This is a genomic window from Salinarimonas sp. (genome assembly GCF_040111675.1).
Classification (GTDB): Bacteria; Pseudomonadota; Alphaproteobacteria; order Rhizobiales; family Beijerinckiaceae; genus Salinarimonas.
Map to the genome: position 1 here is coordinate 5265415 of NZ_CP157794.1, position 21045 is coordinate 5286459.

The window sequence follows — 21045 nt, forward strand, 5'->3', positions numbered from 1 at the left end:
GCCGCCGCGCGTGAGCCGCGTGTGGACGATGGTGCGGATTCCCGCGCGGCGGCCTTGGTCCCGCCCCGTCCGCGGCCTTACGATGCGCGGACGGAGCGAATCACCTCATGCCGGCAGCCGACGCGCTCAGATCCGACACGCCCCCGCCCCCCGCCGCCGTGCGGCGGCTCGATCCCGTGCTGGTCGACCGCATCGCCGCGGGCGAGGTGGTGGAGCGTCCCGCCGCGGCGGTGAAGGAGCTCGTCGAGAACGCCATCGATGCCGGCGCGCGGGCGATCGCGGTCGAGATCGAGGCCGGCGGGCGCCGGCTCGTCCGCGTCACCGACGACGGGCGGGGCATGTCGGAGGCGGATCTCGCGCTCGCGATCGAGCGCCACGCCACCTCGAAGCTGCCCGACGGCGACCTGATGGCCATCGCGACGCTCGGCTTTCGCGGCGAGGCGTTGCCCTCGATCGGCGCGGTGAGCCGGCTCACGATCACCACACGCGCGGCGAGCGCGCCGAGCGGGCTCGAGATCGTGGTCGACGCCGGCGCCAAGGGCGCGATCCGCCCCGCGCCCGGCGCGCAGGGCACGCGCGTCGAGGTCCGCGACCTGTTCGCGGCGACGCCGGCCCGGCTCAAGTTCCTCAAGTCCGATCGCGCCGAGGCCCTCGCCGTCGCGGACGTGGTCAAGCGCCTGGCCGTGGCCCATCCGCAGATCCGCTTCTCGCTCACGGGGGACGGCGTCGCCGGCCTGTCCTGCCCGCCGGAGCCCGACGGCCCGGAGGGCCTCGCCCGGCGGCTCGCCCGGGTGATCGGCCGCGACTTCGCCGAGAACGCGGCGCCGGTCGAGGCGGCGCGGGAGGGCTTCGCGCTGTCGGGCCTCGTCGGCCTGCCGACCTATCATCGTGGCACGGGCCAGGCGATCCATTTCGTCGTCAACGGACGACCGGTGCGCGACAAGCTGCTGCTCGGCGCGGTGCGCGGGGCCTATGCCGACGTCATGGCGTCCGACCGGCATCCGGCGCTCGCGCTCTTCATCGCCTGCGATCCGGCGACCGTCGACGTCAACGTCCATCCGGCCAAGACCGAGGTGCGCTTCCGCGATCCGGGCCTCGTACGGGCGCTGGTCGTCTCGGCGATCCGGGAGGCGCTGGCGCGCGCCGGCCACCGCGCCTCGACCACGGTGGCCGACCGTACGCTCGCGGCCCTGCGCCCGCATTCCGGCGCGAGCGTCCACGCCTGGACGCGCCCCCCCGCGCCGCGCCCGCTTCCGCTCGACCGCTCGTGGCAGGCGCCCGAAGGCTTCGCCGAGGCGGGCCAGGCCGGCTACGGCGCGCCGACGGCGCAGGCCGCCTTCGCCGGGATGACGCCTTCGGCCGACGCGCGCGCCGCGTGGCGCGAGCCGGACGCGCCCGTCCCGGGCGAGGTGGAGGGCGATCGGGAGGACCACCCTCTCGGCGCGGCCCGCGCGCAGCTGCACGAGACCTACATCCTCGCCCAGACCCGCGACGGAATCGTCCTCGTCGACATGCACGCCGCCCACGAGCGCCTCGTCTACGAGCGGCTCAAGCGCGAGCGCACCGGGGCCGGAATCGCTCGGCAGATGCTGCTGATCCCCGAGATCGTCGAGCTCGACCCCGCGGACGCGGCCCGCCTCGCCGACGCCGCGGAGGCGCTGGAGAGCGTCGGGCTCGCGCTCGAGAGCTTCGGGGCGGGCGCCGTCTGCGTGCGCGAGACGCCCGCGGCGCTCGGCCGGCCCGACGTGAAGGCGCTGGTGCGCGACCTCGCCGACGCGCTCGCCGAGAGCGAGGGGGAGGGCGACGCCGCCGACCCGCTGGCGCGCCGGCGCGACGCGATCCTCTCGCGCATGGCCTGCCACGGCTCGATCCGCGCCGGCCGGCGGCTCAAGCCCGAGGAGATGGACGCGCTGCTCCGCGAGATGGAGGCGACGCCGCTGTCGGGCCAGTGCAACCACGGCCGGCCGACCCATGTCGCGCTGAAGCTCGCCGACATCGAGAAGCTGTTCGGGCGGCGCTGAATGCATCGGCGTCTTTGCCCGCGACCCTCGCCGGCGCGGGAACCCGCGGTCGAGCGCGACGTTCCGGGAGGCTTCGGATCGGGAGGACAGCATGCGCGCTTCGACGACACCCGCCCTGACCGCCGCGTCGGCCTTCGCGGCATCGGCGATCCTGGGCGCCCCGCCGCAGGCCGCCGCTCAGGAGGCCGTCACCATCGCGGTCGCCGAGAGCGACCGCTACGGCTCGTACCTCGCGACGGCCGAGGGCCGGCCCGTCTACCTGTTCACGACGGATACGCGGGGCGCGGCCGACCAGGAGCCCCGGATCTCCTGCACCAGCGAGGCGTGCCTCGCGGCCTGGCCGCTGGTCACGACGCAGGGCGCGCCGCAGGCCGGGGAGGGCGTCGACGCCGCTCTCCTCGGAACCATGCGGGCCGAGAGCGGGACGGTCGTCACCTATGCCGGCTGGCCGCTCTACACGTTCGCCCGCGACGCCGGAGCGGACGCGCCGCAGGGCCAGGACATCGAGTCTTTCGGCGGCGAGTGGTATCTCCTCACCCCGCAGGGCGAGGAAGTGCACGCCGAGTGAGGCGACGCCTCGGCGCGCAGGCGCCGCGGGTCGGGGCGGGAGCGGCGATCGGACAGAGGACGGTCCCCAGGGTCGCGGCGCGGCCCGTTCCGCATGCGGGGCGTCCCCGGGTAGGCGCAGCCGCGGCTTCCCCCTAATCTCGGCCGCGACCCGACGAACGAGAGGACAGCATGACCGATGCGCCGGCGGACGCCGCAGACGTGGTCGCCTGGCACGCCCTGGCGTCGACCGAGGCCCTCGAGCGGCTCGACGCATCCGAAAACGGCTTGACCGAGGACGAAGCGGACCGGCGGCGCGAACGCTACGGCGAGAACGCCCTGCCGGAGAACGGCGGCGGCGAGGCGTGGCGCATCCTCCTCGGCCAGCTCCGCGATCCGCTGATCTACGTCCTCCTCGGCTCGACCGCGCTGGCCATCCTGACGGGCAAGGTGCTGGACGGCGCGGTGATCGGCGGGGTCGTCGTCCTCAACGCCCTGATCGGGTTCGTGCAGGAATATCGGGCGAGCCGCGCCATCGCCGCGCTCACCACGATGGTTCCCTCCGCCGTGGTGGTGACGCGCGCCGGCCGCAAGCGCTCCCTGCCGGCGGTGGAGCTCGTCCCGGGCGACGTCGTGCACCTGGAGGCGGGCGACCGCACGCCGGCGGATCTGCGCCTCTTGCGGGCCCGTGGGCTGATGATCGAGGAGGCGGCGCTCACCGGCGAATCGGCGCCGGCCGCCAAGGGGACCGATCCGGTCGAGGAGGACGCCGGCATCGGCGACCGCAGATCGATCGCCTACAGCGGCACGCTCGTCACGCGCGGCGCCGGGAGCGGCGTCGTCGTCGCCACGGGCGCGAGCACCGAGCTCGGCCGCATCTCCCGAATGCTGGGACAGGCGACCGACCTCGAGACGCCGCTCACGCGCCAGCTCGGCGTGATCGCGCGCTACATCGCCATCGCCATCGTCGTCGTGTCGATCCTCCTCCTCGGCGTCGGCCTGTGGCGCGGCTATCCGCTGGCGGACGCCGTGCTGGCCGCCGTGACGCTCGCGGTCGCGGCGATCCCGGAGGGCCTGCCGGCGATCGTCACCATCGCGCTGGCCATCGGCGTCCGCCGCATGGCGGGTCGCCAGGCGATCATCCGCAAGCTTCCGGCCGTGGAGACGCTCGGCTCGACGACGGTGATCTGCTCGGACAAGACCGGCACGCTCACCCGCAACGAGATGACCGTCCAGGTGCTCTGGACGCCCGGCGGCCTCTGGCGCCTGGGCGGCGTCGGCTACGCGCCCGAGGGCGATCTCTCCCGGGAGGACGGCGCGCTCGAGCCGGCGCCGCCGGGGGGCGTCGAGGCGCTCGTGCGCGCGGGCGCGCTGTGCAACGACGCGGCGCTGCGGCAGGACGCCGACGGCGGCTGGAGCATCGCCGGCGACCCGACCGAGGGCGCGCTCCTCACCGCCGCCGCCAAGCTCGGCCTCTCGCCGGACCGCGCGCGCGAGGAGCGCCCGCGCCTCGACGCCATTCCCTTCGCCTCCGAGCGGCAGTTCATGGCCACCCTCCACGCCGAGCCGGACGGGGGCCGCGCGATCTACGTCAAGGGCGCTCCCGAGGTGGTTCTGCGCCGCTGCGACGGGCCCGGGGACGGCCCGCTCGACGGCGCGCTCGACGTCGTCCACCGCATCGCCGCCGAGGGCATGCGCGTTCTCGCGGTGGCGGTGCGCCGACCAGAGAGCGTGCCGGACGATCTCGAGGAGGAGGACGTGGCGGGTGGCTTCACGCTCCTGGGCTTCCAGGGCATGATCGACCCGCCGCGCCCGGAGGCGCGCGACGCCGTGGCCGCCTGCAAGCAGGCGGGCATGGCGGTCAAGATGATCACCGGCGACCACGGCGCGACCGCCGCCGCCATCGGCCGGTCCCTCGGCCTCGCCGCGCCGGAGGGCGCCGTGCCCGGCTCGCGGCTGGAGGATCTCTCCGACGAGGAGATGCGCGACGTGGCGGCCCGGGCCGACGTCTTCGCCCGCGTCGCGCCGGAGCACAAGCTGCGGCTCGTCAAGGCGCTCCAGGCCGACGGCCACGTCGTCGCCATGACGGGGGACGGCGTCAACGACGCGCCGGCGCTCAAGCAGGCCGATATCGGCGTCGCCATGGGCATCACCGGCACGGCGGTCTCGAAGGAGGCCGCGGACATGGTGCTCGCCGACGACAACTTCGCCTCGATCCGCGCGGCGGTGGAGGAGGGGCGGCGGGTCTACGACAACCTGGTCAAGGCGCTCGCCTTCGTCCTGCCGACGAACCTGGGTCTCGCGCTCATCATGATCGCCTCCGTGGCGGCGTTCCCGATCGTCGACGGCGAGCCGGTCCTCCCGATGCGGCCGGCGCAGATCCTCTGGATCAACCTCGTCGCGGCGGTCGCGCTCGCCCTGCCGCTCGCCTTCGAGGCGAAGGAATCCGACCTCATGCGCCGTCCGCCCCGCCTGGTGGACGCGCCCGTGCTGAGCCCCTTCGTCCTCGCAAGGACGGTTCTGGTCGCCATCCTGATGACGGCCGGCGCGCTCGCCCTGTTCGTCGTGGCCTATGCGCAGACGCCGGCGCCCGGCTCGACGGCCTACGCGTCCGCGCAGACGCAGGCGGTGACCACGGTGATCTTCTTCCAGATCTTCTACCTCTTGGACTGCCGCTCGCTGCGCGACCCGATCACCGCCATCGGCCCCGGCAGCAACCCGTGGATCTTCGGCGGCATCGCGCTCACGCTCGCGCTCCAGATCGCCTTCGTGCACCTGCCGGCGTTCAACGTGGTCTTCGGCTCGACGCCGCTCGACCTGCGCGGCTGGGCCGAGGCGGCGCTGGTCGGCGCGGTGATCCTGCCGGTGATCGGCATGGAGAAATGGATCAGGCGGCGGTCGGCCACCTGACGGGCCGGCGAGCGCCGCGCTGACGGCCGGCCGCGTCGCGCGTTCGCACCGCATCGAGGACGTCGGCCGGCGCGCGGGCGACGAAGCGCGGCATCCCGTCCAGCCGAGCGCGAGCGGAGGCCTGACCGAGAGTTGTCCAAATATCAGGTATGAGTTGTGGAACGGCACGAGACGTGCGATCCTCCGCGGCACCAGCCGTGCGCGACGACGCGCCGGGCGCGCCGCCGCCGGGGGACCCCATGCCGACCGTCGCCAGCAGCTTCGAAGCCCAGATCCGCGACGTCGAGCGCCGCTGGCACGAGACCCGCGCGGAGCGCGAGACCACCAAGCACCAGATGGCGCTGATGGCCCAGGGCGGCAGCCCGGACTGGCGCAAGATGGAGCAGCCCTCCCGCCTCCAGACCCGTCTCGCCGGGATGGGCCGCGCGGATCTCGCCGCGAAGGTCGCGGACCGCGAGGACCTCGACTTCAACCCGCTCGAGCGAATCATCGAGGACAGCCAGCTCGCCGGGATCGAGTTCTTCGAACGCGGGCTCGTCGCCGCCCGCGCCGTCGCCCGCGTCGAGATCCGCTCCGGCGCCGGCACGCTGTCCGGCTACGGCTCGGGCGTCCTGGTCTCGCCGCGCCTGTTCCTGACCAACAATCACGTGCTCCAGACCCCGGAGGTCGCCGCCGCCAGCCTGGCGCAGTTCGAGTACCTGATCTCGGCCGCCGGCGCGGCGCGCGAGCCGCTGGTCTATCGCATGCGGCCCGATCTCTTCTTCGAGACGAGCCGGGAGCTCGACTTCACCCTCGTGGCGCTGGACCCGGAGGACGCCGCCGGAAATCCCCTGTCGAGCCGCGGCTGGTGCCCGTTCATCGCCGCCTCCGGCAAGGCGCTCAAGGGGGAGCGCGTCAACATCATCCAGCATCCGCAGGGCGAGCGCATGCAGGTCTCGGTGCGCGAGAACATGATCGTCGCGACGCCGGAGAACTTCCTGCATTACGAAACCGACACGCTGCCGGGCTCCTCGGGCTCGCCGGTCTTCAACGATCGCTGGGAGCTCGCGGCCGTGCATCACGCCGGCGTGCCGCGCCGGGACCCGACGGGACGCATCCTGCTGCGCGACGGCAACGCCTGGGGCGGGCGCTCCAGCAAGATCGACGAGATCGACTGGCTCGCCAACGAGGGCGTGCGCATCTCGAGCATCGTCGCGGAGATCCGCGGCCGGCCCCTCGACGGCCCGCGCCGCGCCCTGTTCGACGCCTGCTTCGCGCCGCCGCGGCCTCTCGATCTCTGGGATCTGTTCGGAGGCCGCGGTCGGCCGCCGACGCCGCCGGGCGGCGGGCTGGAGCGCGGCGAGGGCGGCGGCGGAGGGTCCCGCGGGCCGCTCGGCGGGCCGGTGATCGGCGACGACGGCAGCGCGTCCTGGCTGTTCCGCATCACGGTCGGTCCCGTCGCGCCCGGCGGCGACCCGGCGCGCCCGGCGCCGCCCTCGCCGCAGCCGGGATCGGGGCCGCATGTGCCGGTCTCGCCGCTTCCCGCCATGCCAGCCACCGTCGCGCCGTCGCCGCGCGACGCCGCACGCGCGGCCGCGGCGCGGCTCGTCGAACGCCATCGCGGCGAGCCCTATTACGTCGAGGCCGAGGATGTCGCGGCGCGGAAGGCCTTCTACGAAGAGCTCGACCTCGCGGCGGCGCCCCGGCAGCTGTTCGGGCGCCTCTCCGACCATCTCGGCGCCCGCCATGCGACGACGCTCTCCTATGCCCGCGCGCGCTTCGACTTCCTCTACCCGTCCGTCGACCTGCATCCCGACGGCAAGCTGCGCAACGTCTATTCGGGCGTGGTGCTCGAGGCCGAGGAGGCGATCGCCGACGAGCTCGCGCGCCTCGCCCCCTATGCCGGCATGGAGGCCGCCGATCTCGACGATCTCGAGACGCTGATGCTGGACGAAGCCTTCGAGGCCGCGCTCGAATCCGGGGAGATCTTCAATTGCGAGCACGTCGTGCCGCAATCGTGGTTCTCGCGAGACATGCCGATGAAGAGCGACCTGCATCACCTCTTCACCTGCGAGCCGCGCTGCAACAGCTTTCGCGGCAACATTCCCTTCGGCGAGTTCCCGCCCTTCCAGGAGGCGGTGCGGCCGCTGTGCGGGCAGATCGACGCGACGCGCTTCGAGCCGGAGCACGGCAAGGGGCCGGCGGCGCGGGCGACGTTCTACTTCATCGTGCGCTACCCGGGCCTCGTCGGCGACGCCTCGCGCGAGATGGGGCCGGACCGGATCGCGACGCTCCTCGCCTGGCACGCAGCCGATCCGCCGGGCGACTACGAGCGGCATCGCAACTGGCTGATCGAGAAGGCCCAGGGCAACCGCAACCCGTTCATCGATCATCCCGAGCTCGCGAGCGAGGCGCTCCTGCGCGTCGGCATGGCGCGTCGCTAGGAAGCCGGGCCGCCCCTTTGCGGGGCCGCGCGGTCGCGCTAGGGTCGCCGGCGGCAGGGGACGGAGCGCGGATGGCGGAGACATCGACAGACAGGCTCGCGCGGGTGGTGCTCGACGAGGCCTCGATCGGGCGCGGCAGCCCCGATCAGGAGCACGAGCGCGCCATCGCGATCTGGGACATCGTCGAGGCCAACCACTTCGCGGTGCCCGGCCGCGAAGACGGGCCCTACGCGCTGAAGCTCGGCCTCGTCGAGAACAAGCTCGCCTTCGAGATCCAGACCGAGAGCGGCGAGCCGGTGATGACGCATCTGCTCTCGCTCACCCCCTTCAGGCGGGTGATCCGCGACTACCGCACGGTCTGCGAGAGCTATTACGAGGCGATCCGCACCGCCTCGCCGCAGAAGATCGAGGCGATCGACATGGGCCGGCGCGGCCTGCACAACGAGGCGGCCGAGCTCCTGGTGGAGCGCCTGCGGGGCAAGGTCGACATCGATTTCGACACGGCGCGGCGGATCTTCACCCTGATCTTCGCCCTCCACTGGAAGGGCTGAGCCCGTGGCCGCCGGGGACCAGCGCGTCCATTCGGTCCTGTTCGTGTGCAACTACAACGCCGTGCGCTCGCCCATGGCGGAGAGCATGGCGCGGCATTTCTTCGGCAAGTCCACCTACGTCCAGTCCGCCGGCGTGCGCAAGGAGGATGCGCCGGACCCGTTCATGGTCGCCGTGCTCGACGAGATCGGCATCGACGCCTCGCGCCACAAATGCCGCACGCTGGACGAGCTGGAGGAATACGAGGGGCTCAGCTTCGACCTGATCGTCACTCTCACCCCGGAAGCCCACCACGCGGCCCTCGAGCTGACCCGCACCATCGCCGCCGACGTCGAGTACTGGCCGACCCCGGACCCGACGATCGAGACCGGCACCCGCGAGCAGCGGCTCGAAGCCTATCGCGCGACGCGGGACTGGCTGATGGAGCGGGTGCGGGCGCGGCTGCGGTAGGACGTGATCAGAAGAAACGGCGAGCGGAACGCTCGATGTCCGGCGCGCCGACGCGGCGCGTCCGCTCCGTCCTGGAATCAATCCAGACTGGTAGGTACTCCCCCGCATGGGCGAATCTCTAGGTCGTGCTAGCGTGACTGTGAGTTCATCCAACACGTGTATAACCCTCGGGGGATCTCCGGCATGTCGACCAGCTCTTCGGCGGGGTCGGGCCTGCGCGCGGCCGCGCGCGCGGCCCCGCTCACCATCGCCCTCCTCGCGGCGGCGCCCGCCGCGGCGCAGACCGTGTTCCTCGACCAGGGCGCGGCCTGGACCGAAGCGAAACGCTCGGCCTTCTACGTGACGGACCAGGGCTCGCGCATCATGCCGCTCGCCTGGATGCGGGCGCTGACCCTGCCCGACGGGACGCCCTTTCTCGACGGGAGCCTCGCGCGCTACGGCTACCTGCCGAACCCCGTCGCGCCCGCGCCGGACATCCCCGTTGGCTTCACCGTCGCCTCGGAGCCGCGGGCGCCGTACGACGGCGCGGATTCGATCGGCATGACCTGCGCGGCCTGCCACACCCGCGAGATCACGGTGAACGGCACGCCCTTCCGCGCCGACGGCGGGCCGGCCATGGTGGACTTCCAGGCCTTCCTTTCGGATCTCGACGCCGCGACGTCCGCCGTGCTCGCGAGCGCGGACGCCTTCGACGCCTTCGCCACCGCGGTGCTCGGTCCGGGCGCGAGCGACGCCGACCGCCAGGACCTGCGGATCGACTTCGAGATCTGGCAGGCGCGCTACCACGCGCTGATGCAGGGCTCGCTGCCCGATCCCTCCTGGGGCCCGGGCCGGCTCGACGCGGTCACGATGATCTTCAACCGCCTCGCCGGCCTCGATCTCGGAGAGGCGCCGACCTTCCTCATCGAGGAGAACATCGCGCTCGCGGACGCGCCCACGCGCTATCCGTTCCTGTGGAACGCCGCGCGCCAGGACAAGACGCAATGGCCGGGCTTCGCCGACAACGGCAACGACATTCTCGGCCTGTCGCGAAACCTGGGCGAGGTCTACGGCGTCTTCGCCATCTTCCACCCGGTCGAGCAACGCGGGCTCCTGCGGCTCAACAGGGACTACATCACGAACAACAGCGCCAATTTCGACGGCCTGCGCGCGCTCGAGGACCTGATCTGGGACATCGGCCCGCCGCGCTGGCCCTGGGCGGTGGACGAGGACCTGGCGCGACGCGGCGGGGAGATCTTCCACCGCGACGAGGCCGACGGCGGCTGCGTGAGCTGCCACGGCATCCAGCAGGGCGCCTTCCGCTCCTTCGAGCACACCACCTGGAAGACGCCGATCGTCGACGTCGGAACCGACCGGCGCGAATGCGAGGTGCTGACGCGCGTGGTGAAGACCGGCGTGATGAACGGCGCCCGCATTCCCTTCGTCGCCGATCTCGGCCCTGAGGCGAAGGCGTTCGACGTGCTGGCTGCCAGCGTCCTCGGCGGGATCGTCCAGGACTTCTTCCGCGGCGGCGGGCGATCCGATGTTCTCGAGGACCGGGAGGCCGCGCTCGGCGACGACGCCTCGACCGAGGAGCTGGAGGCGGCCCTGCCTCCGGAGCTGCGCGATCTCGCCGGCGCGTTCCGCAGCGAGGCGCTGGCCCGTATCACCGCCCCGCGGCCGCCGAGCGACGGCGCCCAGCCGCAATCGGGCTGCGGCTACGAATCGCGGGTGCTGGAGGGGATCTGGGCGGCCGCGCCCTATCTGCACAACGGCTCGGTGCCGACGCTGGCCGAGCTGCTGAAGCCGGCCTCCGAGCGCGTGGCGTCGTTCGAGCTGGGCCCGGCCTACGACATCGAAGCCGTGGGCCTCGCCGCCGAGCAGACCGCCTTCGACCACACGCTCGTCACCACCGGGTGCGACGACCTCTCCTCGGGCGACAGCCGCTGCGGCCACGAATACGGGACGGACCTCTCGGACGACGAGAAGCGGGCGTTGCTGGAGTACCTGAAGACGCTGTGACGCGGGGCGGTGCGGGCGACGCGACAGCCGGCCGGGGCGCTCGCCCTGGCCGGTCGAAGCGCGCTGCGGCCCGAGCGCGCCGACGCGAGCGGTCGATCGTCGACGGGGTCCGGAGGGAGGAGCACCACGATGGTGCCCAGGAGAGGACTCGAACCTCCACGGCTGTTAACCACTGGTACCTGAAACCAGCGCGTCTACCAATTCCGCCACCTGGGCCCGCTTTCGCGGTGGAGGGGTTCATAGACATGCGCAGGGGCCGCGTCAATCGCGATTTTGCGGCGGCGATCGGGTCGCGGGCCGCGGCGGCGGGTCGCGCTGGCGGCGGGCGCGGGCGGGGCCACCTGGATCGGGTGCGCAGCAGGGCGGCGCAAGGAAATCTTCACGGCGATGGATCCACGATCCGCCCGGATGCGTATAACCGCGGGCGCGGGGCCCGGCGTCTATCGACCCGGAGCAAAGGAGGGCGGCCCATGCGCGCCCTGATGAAGCAGCCGCTGATCCGCCTGTTCGTCGTGAACGGGTTCCTGGGAATCGGCTTCGGCCTCGCCATCGCGGCTCTGCTCGTGGCGGTGGACTTCCGCGGCGTGGCGACGCTCGCGCTCACCGACCCGAACGGCTTCGTCGCCATCGTCATGCTGGCGCTCGGGCTGTCCGTCACCTGCGGCGGCGCGGCCATCGCCACCGCGGTGATGCTGCTGCCCTGGGAAGAGGACGACGACTTCGACGGCGGCCCCGGCGGCGGCGGCCGCGACGACGAGCGCGCCGTCCGGCTGCAGCCCGTGCGGGTGCGCGCCCGCGGCCGCCACGGCGTGCCGAAGATCCCGCGGCGCGACTGAGCCCGACCGGCGGCCGCGGCATTTTCGCGGCGCGCCCTTTCCAGGCCGCGCGGAAGGCTCTAGAGAACCCCCGCACGCGAACGCGAGGGGTGAGTGACCATGCAGGCGTCAGGCTGGCCGAGTGCGAAACTGATCACCGTCTTCGGCGGGTCCGGCTTTCTCGGGCGATACGTCTGCCAGCTGCTGGCCCGCCGCGGCTACCGCGTGCGCGTGGCCGTGCGCCGGCCCGAGCTCGCCTACCATCTCCAGCCGCTCGGCGTGGTCGGGCAGATCATGCCGGTCCAGGCGAACCTGCGCTATCCGGACTCGGTCGCGGCCGCGCTGAAGAATGCCGACGGCGCGGTCAACCTCGTCGGCATCCTGCAGGAGAGCGGCAAGCAGACGTTCTCCGCCGTCCAGACCGAGGGCGCCGAGGCCGTGGCCCGGGCCGCGGCGCAGGCCGGCGTGCCGCTGGCCCACGTCTCCGCCATCGGCGCCGACCCGCAGAGCGCATCCCGCTACGGGCGCACCAAGGCCGAGGGCGAGGCCCGCGTCCTCGCCGCCTTGCCGAACGCCCACGTGTTCCGGCCCTCCATCGTCTTCGGGCCGGGCGACGGCTTCTTCTCGCGCTTCGCGGTGCTCGCCCGCGCCCTGCCGGTGATGCCGATCGCCTCCGCGAAGACGCGCTTCCAGCCGGTCTACGCGGCCGACGTCGCCGAGGCCATCGCGCGGGCCATGGACGGGACGGTGGAGGGCGGCAGGGTCTACGAGCTCGGCGGGCCGGAGATCTTCACCTTCCGCGAGGTGGTCGAGCTGGTGCTGCGCTACACCGAGCGCCGGCGCCCGATCCTGCCCCTGCCCGACGGCCTCGCCCGCATCCAGGCGACCATCACCGAGACGCTCGACAAGGTGACGCTCGGCCTGATGCCGGACGAGATCGTGCTGACCCGCGACCAGCTGAAGATGCTCGCCTCCGACAACGTCGTCTCCGAGGCGGCGAAGGCCGAAGGACGCACGCTGGAGGGCATCGGCGTGCAGCCCACCGCCGTCGAGGCGATCGTGCCGGCCTACCTCAAGCGCTTCCGCAAGCGCGGCCAATTCGAGGAGCCGCGCGATCCGCGCGACACGGCGCGGATGAGTTGAGCGGATCCCGAGCGTCGGCGGCTTGACACCGCCCGCGCCCGCCTCCTTAACCTCACCGGTTTCCCGCGCCGACGGAGGCTTGCCGTGACCGCTCTCGCCGACCTCTCCACCGACGCGCTCCAGGCGCTCGCGGTCGATCTCGCCCGCGAGATCGAGGCCTTCCGGGCCCGGGGCCTGAAGCTCGACATGACGCGCGGCAAGCCCGCGCCGGAGCAGCTCGATCTCGCCGACGCGATGCTGACGCTGCCCGGCAACCGGGACTACCACACCGAAGCCGGCGAGGACGCGCGCAATTACGGCGGCCTGCAGGGCATCGCCGAGGCGCGGCGGCTGTTCGCCTGCATGGTCGGCGCGCCGCCGGAGCAGGTGGTGATCGGCGAGAACGCGTCGCTCGCGCTGATGCACGATTGCCTGGTCTGGGCGCTGCTCAAGGGCGTGCCGGGCGGGGCGCGACCGTGGGGGCAGGAGCAGCGAGGCCGGGAGACCGGCGGGATCGCCTTCCTCTGCCCGGTCCCGGGCTACGATCGGCACTTCGCCATCACGGAGGGCTACGGCGTGCGCATGATCCCCGTGCCGCTCACCGGCGAGGGGCCCGACATGAACGCCGTCGCCGAGGCGGTGCGGGACCCGGCCGTGAAAGGCATGTGGTGCGTGCCGAAATACTCGAACCCGACGGGTGAGACCTACGCGCCGCACACGGTCGAGGCGCTGGCGCGCATGGAGACCGGCGCACCCGATTTCCGGCTGTTCTGGGACAACGCCTACGCGGTCCACGACCTCACGCCCGCGGGCGAGACGCTGGCGAACGTCCTCGAGGCCTGTGCGGCGGCGGGCAACCCGGACCGCGCCTTCGTCTTCGCCTCGACCTCGAAGGTGACGCTCGCCGGGGCGGGCCTCTCCTTCTTCGGCTCCTCGCCGGCGAACGTGAAATGGTACCTGGCCAATGCCGGGCTGCGCACCATCGGCCCCAACAAGATCAACCAGCTGCGCCACGTCCGCTTCTTCGGCGACGAAGCGGGGCTGACGGCGCACATGGACAAGCACCGCGCGCTGCTGGCGCCCAAGTTCGCCGCCGTCGAGAAGGCGCTCGCCGCGCGCCTCGCGGGAACCGGCGCAGCGCGCTGGGTCGAGCCGAAGGGCGGCTATTTCGTCTCGGTGGACGTCCGTCCGGGCACGGCGCGGAAGGTCGTCGCGATCGCCAAGGCGCTCGGCGTCGCCATGACGCCGGCGGGCGCCACATGGCCGGGCGGCGCGGATCCGCACGATTCCAACCTGCGCATCGCGCCGAGCTTCCCCGCGCTGCCAGACGTGAAGGCCGCCGCCGAGGGCATCGCGCTCGCCATCCTCGCGGCGGCGGTGGAGGCCGAGCAGCAGGCGCGCGGGGAGGGCGGGGCCGTGGCCTGAGAGGCCCGCGCGTGGTGCGGACCGCGCCTCACACGTAGTCCAGCGGCAGCGCCGTCGTGTTCTTGATCCGCTCCATGGCGAAGGACGAGGAGACGTCGAACAGGTCCGCCACCGCGATCAGGCGCTTGTAGACCCGGTCGTAGGCGGCGATGTCGGGGACGACGACGCGCAGGAGGTAGTCCACCTGCCCGCTCATGCGGTAGAGCTCGACGACTTCCGGGATCTTCGCCACCGCCGCGCAGAAGCGCTCGGCCCAGTCCGCCTCGTGGCGGCTCGTGCGCACCATCACGAAGACGGTCACGCCCACGTTGAGCTTGTCCGGGTCGAGCAGCGCCACGCGCTTCACGATCACGCCCGCCTGCTCGAGCTTCTGGATGCGCCGCCAGCAGGGCGAGGGCGAGAGCCCGACGCGGGCCGCGAGGGCCTCGAGAGAGAGCGTCGCGTCCTCCTGAAGGCAGGACAGGATTTTGCGATCGATCGCATCGAGGGTGAGATTTTCCATGCGATCCGCCTTTGGCAGAGGAATCTTGCGTGATCCTAGGCGAGACGCCGCGAAATCGCAAACCGCTGCCGACCGCCGGACGGCATCATCGTGCCGTCACCGCGCATGGAGCTCCCGATGTCCCGCCCGAAGCTGTCCTTCACCGATCACCCCGCCTCCGTCGGCGAGAGCTACCTCGAGCACATGGGCGTCGCCTTCTCCTTCGGCGTGCGCATGATCGGCGCCGGCCTCGCCTGCCTGGCGCACGGGATCTTCCCGTTCCTGTTCACGAAGACCGGATCGCGCGCCGTCGCCGCGCTGCACGAGCGCATGGTGACGAACCGCGCGCGCCACGGCGCGCGTCACGCGGCTGACGACGGGGCGCGCGGCGGCGAGCCGCACGCGGCGCGGCGCGGCTGAGAGGGCCGGCGCGAAACTCGCCGCGGGCGAGCGCGTTGTCCGCGGCCACGCCATCTCCACCGACGCCGCGACGCCGCGCGGCGTCGATGCCGCAAAGCGACCCGCGCCGTGCCCCTCCCGCGTCTCCTTCCCCCGGTCGGGCTCGCCCTCCTCGTCGCGCTCGCCGCGCTGCTGGCGCTCGCGTCGAGCCCGCGCGCGCAGGAGGGCGAGGGCGCCTCCGAGCCCTTCGCCTACCGCGTGGAGAGCATCAATGCCGGCCTCGAGCCGGCCGAGCCGCCGCTGCGGCTGGACACCCCGCGCGCGGCGCTGGAGAGCTTTCTCGACGCCATCCGGCGCGACGAGTTCACCCGCGCGGCGCACGCCCTGAACCTGAACGCCATTCCCGAGGCGGCGCGGGCCGAGCGCGCGCCCGAGCTCGCCCTCGAGCTCGCCTTCCTCCTCTTCCGCTACGACCTGATCGACTGGGCCGACATCCCCGACCAGCCCGACGCACGGGTTCTGCCGGGAGTGCAGCAGGCGGTGAGCCCCTACAGCCGCCGCTCGGTGGAGCTCGGCTCCGTGATGCTCGACCGCCGTCCCGTGCCGATCAGCCTGCAGCGCTTCTGGACGGGGGAGGGCGATCCGGTCTGGCTGTTCTCGCCCTTCGCGGTGGAGCGCGTGCCGGCGCTCTACGCCGAGGAGAGGCCGGGGCTGCTCGCCCGCTGGATGTCCCTGTCGCGCCGGCTCGATACGCTGGGGCGGCCCTCGGCCTGGGAATGGGGCGCGGTCGCGGTGCTTCTCCTGGGCGCCGCCGGGATCTGGATCGGGCTCGTCGCCGGGGTGCGCACCCTCGCCCGCCGGCTGCCGCGGCCCGGGCGCCGCGAGGCGCGGCACGCCGTCTGGCCGTTCGCCACGCTGGTCGCGGCGATCGCCTTCCGCATCGGGACGGAGCGGCTGGTGCTGCTCACGGGGCCGGTCGCCTCGCAGCTCGACGTCGGCTCGGAGGTGGTGGCGCTGGTCGCCGCGGTCTGGCTGCTCCTGCGTCTCGTCGCGGCGGGCACGCGGCGCCTGAGCGAGCGCTACGTGGTCCCGCTGGCGCCGGACGATCCGGAGAACCGCCGCATCAAGACGACGGTCTACGTCGTGCGCCGCCTCACGGTGGTGCTGGTCGCGATCGTCGCCGTCGGCTACGTGCTCCTGCGCGTCGGGGTGTTCCAGAATCTCGGCCTGTCGATCCTCGCGTCCGCCGGCGCGCTCGGCGTGCTCGTCGCCATCGCCGCGCGCCCGCTCCTCGGCAACATGGTCTCGGGGCTGCAGATCGCCATGACCGACCCCGTGCGCATCGGCGACGTCGTGGTCTACGACGGGCATTGGTCGACGGTGGAGGACATCTCCTTCGCCCACACGGTGCTGCGCACCTGGACCGACACGCGCCTCATCGTGCCCCATTCCGACTTCCTCTCCCGGCCCTTCGAGAACTGGTCGAAGGAGGGCGAGGCGGTGAAGCGCATCGTCAAGCTGGCGGTGGACTACAGGATCGACGTCGGCCGCGTGCGGGCCGAGGTCGAGCGGATCGTCGACGGCGACGCGCGGCTCACCGCGCCGCCGACCGTGGAGATGGTCGAGGCCGACGGCGAGCACGCGGTGCTCTGGATCTGGCTGCCGGGCATCGACGCGCTGGCCTCCTGGCGCCTGCACAACGAGGTGCGCGAGGCGCTGGTCGCCTGGCTCAAGGGGCTCGACGGCGGCGCCTACCTGCCGCGCCGGCGCGTGCTCGTCGGCGACGACGAGGGCGCCGCGGCGTCGCGCCCCGCGACGGCGGCGCGGACGGAGGCCGCGTCGGCGGTGTCGATCCACCCGGCCGCGGCGGCGGCATCGACCAGATCCGGCGCGACGGGCGGAGCGGGCTGACGACAGGACGAGAGAACCGGCTCAGCCCGCGGGGAGCGACCTCGGCCCGGGCTGCCCATCGGCGGCGGGGCGGCCCGCCTCGATCACGGCCAGCTTCGCCTCCAGCCGCGCGACGCGCTCCTCCAGCGAGCCGTGGACGCGCGTCACGGCCGCCTGCGTCTCCCGCAGCGCGTCGAGCGTCGCCTCCGCCTTCACGGCCTCGACCTTCGCCTCGAGCAGGGTGACCCGGTCGGACGAGGTGACCAGCGCCTCCGTGAGATCGTTCTGCGAATCCTGCAGGGACTTGATGGTCTCCGGGATCCGGAGCTTGTCCGCGATGTTCTGGGCGGCCTCCGCCGCCTTGACGCGCCAGTCCATGCTCTCGACGGCCCTAGTTCAGCAGCCCCGCACCGCGCAACCGGCTCCGGATGGCCTCACGGTGGCGTTCGGGCGCCGCGACACTCACGTCGTCGACGCGGTGGGCGAGCTCGTCGCGGAGACGCTCGAACATCTCGGCCGCCAATTCCTCCGGTGCGAGGGGCTCGGACGGAAGGCGGTCGGGCGGGCTGCCCGCGCGCTGAGAGGATCGCGAACCGACGGGTGGCGCTTCGGCCTCATACGTGGCGACGCCGAGGACCGGTGACGCGCCGAAACGCGCCGGTCTGCCGCTGTCGAGGTTTGCGCGCCGCCTCGCCATCATCGGTCCCCCACGAACGGCAGAAGCGTAATGGCGACGGGATTGCGCGTCAATTGAATCTCAGCCGGAAATTGACTGTTCTCGTCACCGCTCAGCCGCGCCCCCGTAGCGCTGCGCCCATCGCTTCCTATATGCTCCCTCGTCCACGGAGCGAGCCCAGCATGAAGCCCATCGAGATCTACCTGCGAGCCTGGTGCCCCTATTGCATCGCGGCGAAGACGCTGCTCGACAAGAAGGGCGCCGCCTATACCGTCATCGACATCGAGCGCGAGCCGCAGCGGCGGCGCGAGATGATCGATCGTGCGAACGGCCGCACCACCGTGCCGCAGATCTTCGTCGGCGAGACGCATGTCGGCGGCTACGACGATCTCTCGGCGATGGATCGCGCCGGGCGGCTCGACCCGCTGCTCGCCGCCTGACCGGAGGCTCCTCCCATGTCCCGCCTCGTCGTCGCCTGCGTGCAGATGCGCTCCTCCCGCGATCCCGCGGCCAATCGCGCGGAGGCGGTGGCGCGCGTGCGAGAGGCGGCCGCCGCCGGCGCGGCCTACGTGCAGACGCCGGAGATGACGGCGCTGCTCGAGCGGGACAAGGCGGCGCTCTTCGAGAAGATCCGCCAGCCGGACGAGGACGAGACCATCGCCGCCCTGCGGGAGGTCGCGCGCGAGGCGCGGGTCACCGTCCATCTCGGCTCGCTGGCCGTGCGCGTCGGCGACAAGGTCGCGAACCGCGCGGTGGTGATCGCGCCCGACGGGGAGATCCTCGCCACCTACGACAAGATCCACCTGTTCGACGTCGACCTGCCCAACGGCGAGACCTGGCGCGAATCGGCGACCTATGTCGGCGGCGAATGCGCCGTCCTCGCCGCGACGCCGATCGCGCCGATCGGCGTCTCGATCTGCTACGACGTGCGCTTTCCCTATCTCTACCGCGCCTATGCCGAGGCCGGGGCGGCGATCCTCACCGCGCCGGCGGCCTTCACCCGCCAGACGGGCGAGGCGCACTGGAGCGTGCTGCAGCGCGCCCGCGCCATCGAGAACGGCGCCTTCATGATCTCCGCCGCCCAGGGCGGGCGTCACGAGGACGGGCGGGAGACCTACGGACATTCGATCGTGGTCGACCCCTGGGGCCGCGTCCTCGCCGAGGGCGACGCGGAGCCGGGCCTCGTCATGGCGGAAATCGACCTCGCCGAGGTCGGGCGGGCCCGCGGGCGCATCCCCTCGCTCGCCCACACGCGGCCCGTGCGGCTCGAGACGGCGCGGCCCCTCGCCGCGCAGTGACGCCGGACGGCGGGCTTGCCTTGCGGCGGGAGCACGGCCATTTAAGGTTTATCAGCCGGTTTCGCGTCACCCTGAGCCCATGATCCGCTATGCCCTGGCCTGCGACAGCGGGCACGCCTTCGAGAGCTGGTTCCCCTCGGCCGCCGCCTACGACGAGCAGGCGGCGCGGGGCCTCGTGACATGTCCGGTCTGCGACTCGGCGACGGTGACCAAGCAGATCATGGCGCCCTCGGTGGCCCGAACCGACCGCGCCCCGTCTCGCCCCGCGGCGGAGCCGGAGGCGTCTCCTCCGGCGCCCGCCTCCGCGCCCGCCCCGGCTCCGGTCCCCGCGCCCGCGCCGCCGCCTGCGCTCCTCTCCGAGGAGCACCAGCGCATGCGCGCCGCGATCCGGGAGCTGCGCGCCTATGTCGAGGCCAACGCCGAGGACGTCGGCCGAAGCTTCCCCGAGGAGGCGCGCCGCATCCATGCGGGCGACGCGCCCGAGCGCTTCATCATGGGCCAGGCCGACCGGGACGAGATCGAGGAGCTGATCGAGGACGGCGTCCCGATCGCGCCGCTGCCGGTCCTGCCGGACGAGCGGAATTGAGCTCGTCTCCTTCCGGCTTGCAATCCGAGCCTGAAGCCCCATAATCGACGGTGATGCGCGCGGCGTCCGTCGCCGCGCTCGCGCTCGCGTTCTCGCACGCCGGCGCGTTTCGTCGGGGTCGTCGCCCGTTGCGCGATCGGCCCCGCGTCGGGTTCCCGCCCGGCTCGTCGCCCAGGCTCGCCCTCTACCGAGTCCGGACCTTCGCCCCGGCCTGCAACGCCGGCGGCGCGATCGTTACGCCATTCGCGGCCCCCGAGCGGCCGCACAGACCGAGGAGAGAGTTTTTGCAGGTACTCGTTCGCGACAACAACGTCGACCAGGCCCTCCGCGTCCTCAAGAAGAAGATGCAGCGCGAGGGCGTGTTCCGCGAGATGAAGAAGCGCCGCTCGTTCGAGAAGCCCTCCGAGAAGCGCGCCCGCGAGAAGGCCGAGGCCGTCCGCCGCGCCCGCAAGATCGCGCGCAAGCAGGCGCAGCGCGAGGGCCTGCTCCCGGCCCGCAAGAAGGTCGCCGCCGGCGGCCGCCGCTGACGCGGGCTCCCGGGCGGGCGCGCGCCCGCTCGGCTCTCGTCACGCCCCCGGTCGGGCCCCCGGGCGCTCCGCATAGGCCATGTAGTTCACGGCCTTGTCGCGGGAGAGGCCCCAGCTGTCCCGCAGCGGATTGTAGGTGACGCCCGTCACCTCGCGCACCGACAGGCCGCCCTCGCGCATGGCTGCCTCGAGCTCGTCGGGCGTGACGAACTTGTCCCGTTCGTGGGTGCCCTTCGGCAGCCAGCCGAGCACGTATTCCGCCCCGACGATGGCGAGGCCCCACGCCTTCAGCGTGCGGTTGATCGTCGCCATGAACAGAAGCCCGCCTGGCTTCACCGCCTGCGCGCAGGTACGGGTGAAGGCGGCCGGGTCCGGAACGTGCTCCACCACCTCCATCGAGATCACCACGTCGAAGCGCTCGCCGCGGGCGACCACGGCCTCCACCGTCTCCTGCGCGTAGGTGACCGGCACGCCGGAGCGCTCGGCGTGGAGCCGCGCCACCTCGACGTTGGTCGGCGCCGGGTCGAGGCCCTTGGCCTCGGCGCCGAGCCGCGCCAGCGGCTCCGTGAGGAGCCCGCCGCCGCAGCCGACGTCGAGCAGCGTCAGGCCGGAGAGCGGCGCGCCGTCCTTCGGGTCGCGGCCGAACTGCGCGGCGACGTGATCGCGGATGTAGGAGAGCCGCACGGGGTTGAACTTGTGCAGCGTGCGCATGGGGCCCTTGGGGTCCCACCAGGTCCGCGCGATGCGCTCGAAGCGGGCGACCTCGTCGGGATCGACGGCCGGATCGTGCGGGGCCTGATCGGCGCGGGCTTCGGCGGACATGGGGCTCACCTCCTCGACGGGACGCCCCTTACTTCGCCCGAACGCGCCCGCGGTCAAGGCCGCGCGCGCACCCGTGCACCGCCCCGCGCATGCCGGCTGCGCGT

The 21045-nt window shown here is 72.9% G+C and carries 19 protein-coding genes and 1 tRNA gene; 16 read left to right on the forward strand and 4 right to left on the reverse strand.

From position 1 onward, the window contains the following. The first annotated feature begins 107 nt into the window (after positions 1-107). The 7 genes from mutL (at position 108) to ABL310_RS24540 (ending at position 10900) form a co-directional block, all read left to right on the forward strand. On the forward strand, positions 108-2021 hold the full coding sequence (mutL, locus tag ABL310_RS24510) for a DNA mismatch repair endonuclease MutL (RefSeq protein WP_349369604.1): 1914 nt from the start codon (positions 108-110) through the stop codon (positions 2019-2021). A gap of 91 nt (positions 2022-2112) precedes the next feature. Beyond that, positions 2113-2589, forward strand: a complete 477-nt coding sequence (locus ABL310_RS24515; protein WP_349369605.1) for a hypothetical protein — start codon at positions 2113-2115, stop codon at positions 2587-2589. Positions 2590-2759: 170 nt separating this feature from the next. Continuing rightward, positions 2760-5477, forward strand: a complete 2718-nt coding sequence (locus tag ABL310_RS24520; RefSeq protein ID WP_349369606.1) for an HAD-IC family P-type ATPase — start codon at positions 2760-2762, stop codon at positions 5475-5477. Between the two features lie 239 nt (positions 5478-5716). Then, on the forward strand, positions 5717-7900 hold the full coding sequence (locus ABL310_RS24525; protein WP_349369607.1) for an endonuclease: 2184 nt from the start codon (positions 5717-5719) through the stop codon (positions 7898-7900). 71 nt (positions 7901-7971) lie between these two features. Further along, positions 7972-8451, forward strand: a complete 480-nt coding sequence (locus ABL310_RS24530) for a UPF0262 family protein (RefSeq protein ID WP_349369608.1) — start codon at positions 7972-7974, stop codon at positions 8449-8451. Between the two features lie 4 nt (positions 8452-8455). Then, a complete protein-coding gene (locus ABL310_RS24535; protein WP_349369609.1) occupies positions 8456-8899 on the forward strand; it encodes a low molecular weight phosphatase family protein in 444 nt (147 codons plus the stop codon). A 183-nt stretch (positions 8900-9082) separates the two neighbouring features. Further along, positions 9083-10900, forward strand: a complete 1818-nt coding sequence (locus ABL310_RS24540; protein ID WP_349369610.1) for a di-heme-cytochrome C peroxidase — start codon at positions 9083-9085, stop codon at positions 10898-10900. Positions 10901-11030: 130 nt separating this feature from the next. Here the strand turns inward: ABL310_RS24540 and ABL310_RS24545 are convergent. After that, positions 11031-11116, reverse strand: a tRNA-Leu gene (locus tag ABL310_RS24545). A gap of 254 nt (positions 11117-11370) precedes the next feature. Here ABL310_RS24545 and ABL310_RS24550 point away from each other — a divergent pair. The 3 genes from ABL310_RS24550 to ABL310_RS24560 all read left to right on the forward strand — a co-directional run bounded on the left by ABL310_RS24550 (position 11371) and on the right by ABL310_RS24560 (position 14262). Continuing rightward, the gene (locus tag ABL310_RS24550) at positions 11371-11736 is read left to right on the forward strand and encodes a hypothetical protein (protein WP_349369611.1); all 366 of its coding nucleotides are present in this window, start codon (positions 11371-11373) and stop codon (positions 11734-11736) included. A 99-nt stretch (positions 11737-11835) separates the two neighbouring features. Beyond that, entirely contained in the window at positions 11836-12858 is a 1023-nt protein-coding gene (locus ABL310_RS24555; RefSeq protein WP_349369612.1) for a complex I NDUFA9 subunit family protein, read from the forward strand. Between the two features lie 84 nt (positions 12859-12942). Continuing rightward, positions 12943-14262 (forward strand): aminotransferase class I/II-fold pyridoxal phosphate-dependent enzyme, encoded by a 1320-nt coding sequence (locus ABL310_RS24560; RefSeq protein ID WP_349369613.1) that lies wholly within the window; start codon positions 12943-12945, stop codon positions 14260-14262. Positions 14263-14290: 28 nt separating this feature from the next. Here the strand turns inward: ABL310_RS24560 and ABL310_RS24565 are convergent, their stop codons facing one another. After that, on the reverse strand, positions 14291-14764 hold the full coding sequence (locus tag ABL310_RS24565; protein ID WP_349369614.1) for an Lrp/AsnC family transcriptional regulator: 474 nt from the start codon (positions 14762-14764) through the stop codon (positions 14291-14293). 117 nt (positions 14765-14881) lie between these two features. Here ABL310_RS24565 and ABL310_RS24570 point away from each other — a divergent pair, with 117 nt between their 5' ends. Further along, positions 14882-15163 carry a DUF6356 family protein gene (locus tag ABL310_RS24570; RefSeq protein WP_349369615.1) on the forward strand — a complete coding sequence of 94 codons (282 nt, stop codon included), beginning with the start codon at positions 14882-14884 and terminating at the stop codon, positions 15161-15163. Between the two features lie 108 nt (positions 15164-15271). Next, positions 15272-17053, forward strand: a complete 1782-nt coding sequence (locus ABL310_RS24575; RefSeq protein WP_349369616.1) for a mechanosensitive ion channel domain-containing protein — start codon at positions 15272-15274, stop codon at positions 17051-17053. Positions 17054-17074: 21 nt separating this feature from the next. Here ABL310_RS24575 and ABL310_RS24580 read toward each other — a convergent pair whose 3' ends face one another. Beyond that, positions 17075-17410 (reverse strand): hypothetical protein, encoded by a 336-nt coding sequence (locus ABL310_RS24580; RefSeq protein WP_349369617.1) that lies wholly within the window; start codon positions 17408-17410, stop codon positions 17075-17077. 480 nt (positions 17411-17890) lie between these two features. Between ABL310_RS24580 and grxC the strand changes: the two genes are divergently transcribed. From grxC to rpsU, 4 genes are all read left to right on the forward strand, one after another. After that, on the forward strand, positions 17891-18148 hold the full coding sequence (gene grxC / locus ABL310_RS24585; protein WP_349369618.1) for a glutaredoxin 3: 258 nt from the start codon (positions 17891-17893) through the stop codon (positions 18146-18148). 15 nt (positions 18149-18163) lie between these two features. After that, positions 18164-19006, forward strand: a complete 843-nt coding sequence (locus ABL310_RS24590) for a carbon-nitrogen hydrolase family protein (protein ID WP_349369619.1) — start codon at positions 18164-18166, stop codon at positions 19004-19006. Positions 19007-19085: 79 nt separating this feature from the next. After that, a complete protein-coding gene (locus tag ABL310_RS24595) occupies positions 19086-19592 on the forward strand; it encodes a DUF1178 family protein (protein WP_349369620.1) in 507 nt (168 codons plus the stop codon). A gap of 284 nt (positions 19593-19876) precedes the next feature. Beyond that, entirely contained in the window at positions 19877-20119 is a 243-nt protein-coding gene (rpsU, locus tag ABL310_RS24600; RefSeq protein ID WP_349369621.1) for a 30S ribosomal protein S21, read from the forward strand. A gap of 39 nt (positions 20120-20158) precedes the next feature. On the opposite strand, the gene ubiG is transcribed toward rpsU, so the two are convergent. Beyond that, a complete protein-coding gene (gene ubiG, locus ABL310_RS24605) occupies positions 20159-20941 on the reverse strand; it encodes a bifunctional 2-polyprenyl-6-hydroxyphenol methylase/3-demethylubiquinol 3-O-methyltransferase UbiG (protein WP_349369622.1) in 783 nt (260 codons plus the stop codon). Positions 20942-21045 lie beyond the last annotated feature (104 nt).

What these genes read in the sequence shown, in the direction of transcription:
- ABL310_RS24515 (WP_349369605.1), top strand. Translation starts at nt 2,113, where the DNA reads ATGCGCGCTTCGACGACACCCGCCCTGACCGCCGCGTCGGCCTTCGCG.
- ABL310_RS24570 (WP_349369615.1), top strand. Translation starts at nt 14,882, where the DNA reads ATGTCCCGCCCGAAGCTGTCCTTCACCGATCACCCCGCCTCCGTCGGC.
- ABL310_RS24555 (WP_349369612.1), top strand. Translation starts at nt 11,836, where the DNA reads ATGCAGGCGTCAGGCTGGCCGAGTGCGAAACTGATCACCGTCTTCGGC.
- ABL310_RS24520 (WP_349369606.1), top strand. Translation starts at nt 2,760, where the DNA reads ATGACCGATGCGCCGGCGGACGCCGCAGACGTGGTCGCCTGGCACGCC.
- grxC (WP_349369618.1), top strand. Translation starts at nt 17,891, where the DNA reads ATGAAGCCCATCGAGATCTACCTGCGAGCCTGGTGCCCCTATTGCATC.
- ABL310_RS24595 (WP_349369620.1), top strand. Translation starts at nt 19,086, where the DNA reads ATGATCCGCTATGCCCTGGCCTGCGACAGCGGGCACGCCTTCGAGAGC.
- ABL310_RS24550 (WP_349369611.1), top strand. Translation starts at nt 11,371, where the DNA reads ATGCGCGCCCTGATGAAGCAGCCGCTGATCCGCCTGTTCGTCGTGAAC.
- ABL310_RS24565 (WP_349369614.1), bottom strand. Translation starts at nt 14,764, where the DNA reads ATGGAAAATCTCACCCTCGATGCGATCGATCGCAAAATCCTGTCCTGC.
- ABL310_RS24530 (WP_349369608.1), top strand. Translation starts at nt 7,972, where the DNA reads ATGGCGGAGACATCGACAGACAGGCTCGCGCGGGTGGTGCTCGACGAG.
- ABL310_RS24525 (WP_349369607.1), top strand. Translation starts at nt 5,717, where the DNA reads ATGCCGACCGTCGCCAGCAGCTTCGAAGCCCAGATCCGCGACGTCGAG.
- ubiG (WP_349369622.1), bottom strand. Translation starts at nt 20,941, where the DNA reads ATGTCCGCCGAAGCCCGCGCCGATCAGGCCCCGCACGATCCGGCCGTC.
- ABL310_RS24540 (WP_349369610.1), top strand. Translation starts at nt 9,083, where the DNA reads ATGTCGACCAGCTCTTCGGCGGGGTCGGGCCTGCGCGCGGCCGCGCGC.
- ABL310_RS24590 (WP_349369619.1), top strand. Translation starts at nt 18,164, where the DNA reads ATGTCCCGCCTCGTCGTCGCCTGCGTGCAGATGCGCTCCTCCCGCGAT.
- ABL310_RS24580 (WP_349369617.1), bottom strand. Translation starts at nt 17,410, where the DNA reads ATGGACTGGCGCGTCAAGGCGGCGGAGGCCGCCCAGAACATCGCGGAC.
- mutL (WP_349369604.1), top strand. Translation starts at nt 108, where the DNA reads ATGCCGGCAGCCGACGCGCTCAGATCCGACACGCCCCCGCCCCCCGCC.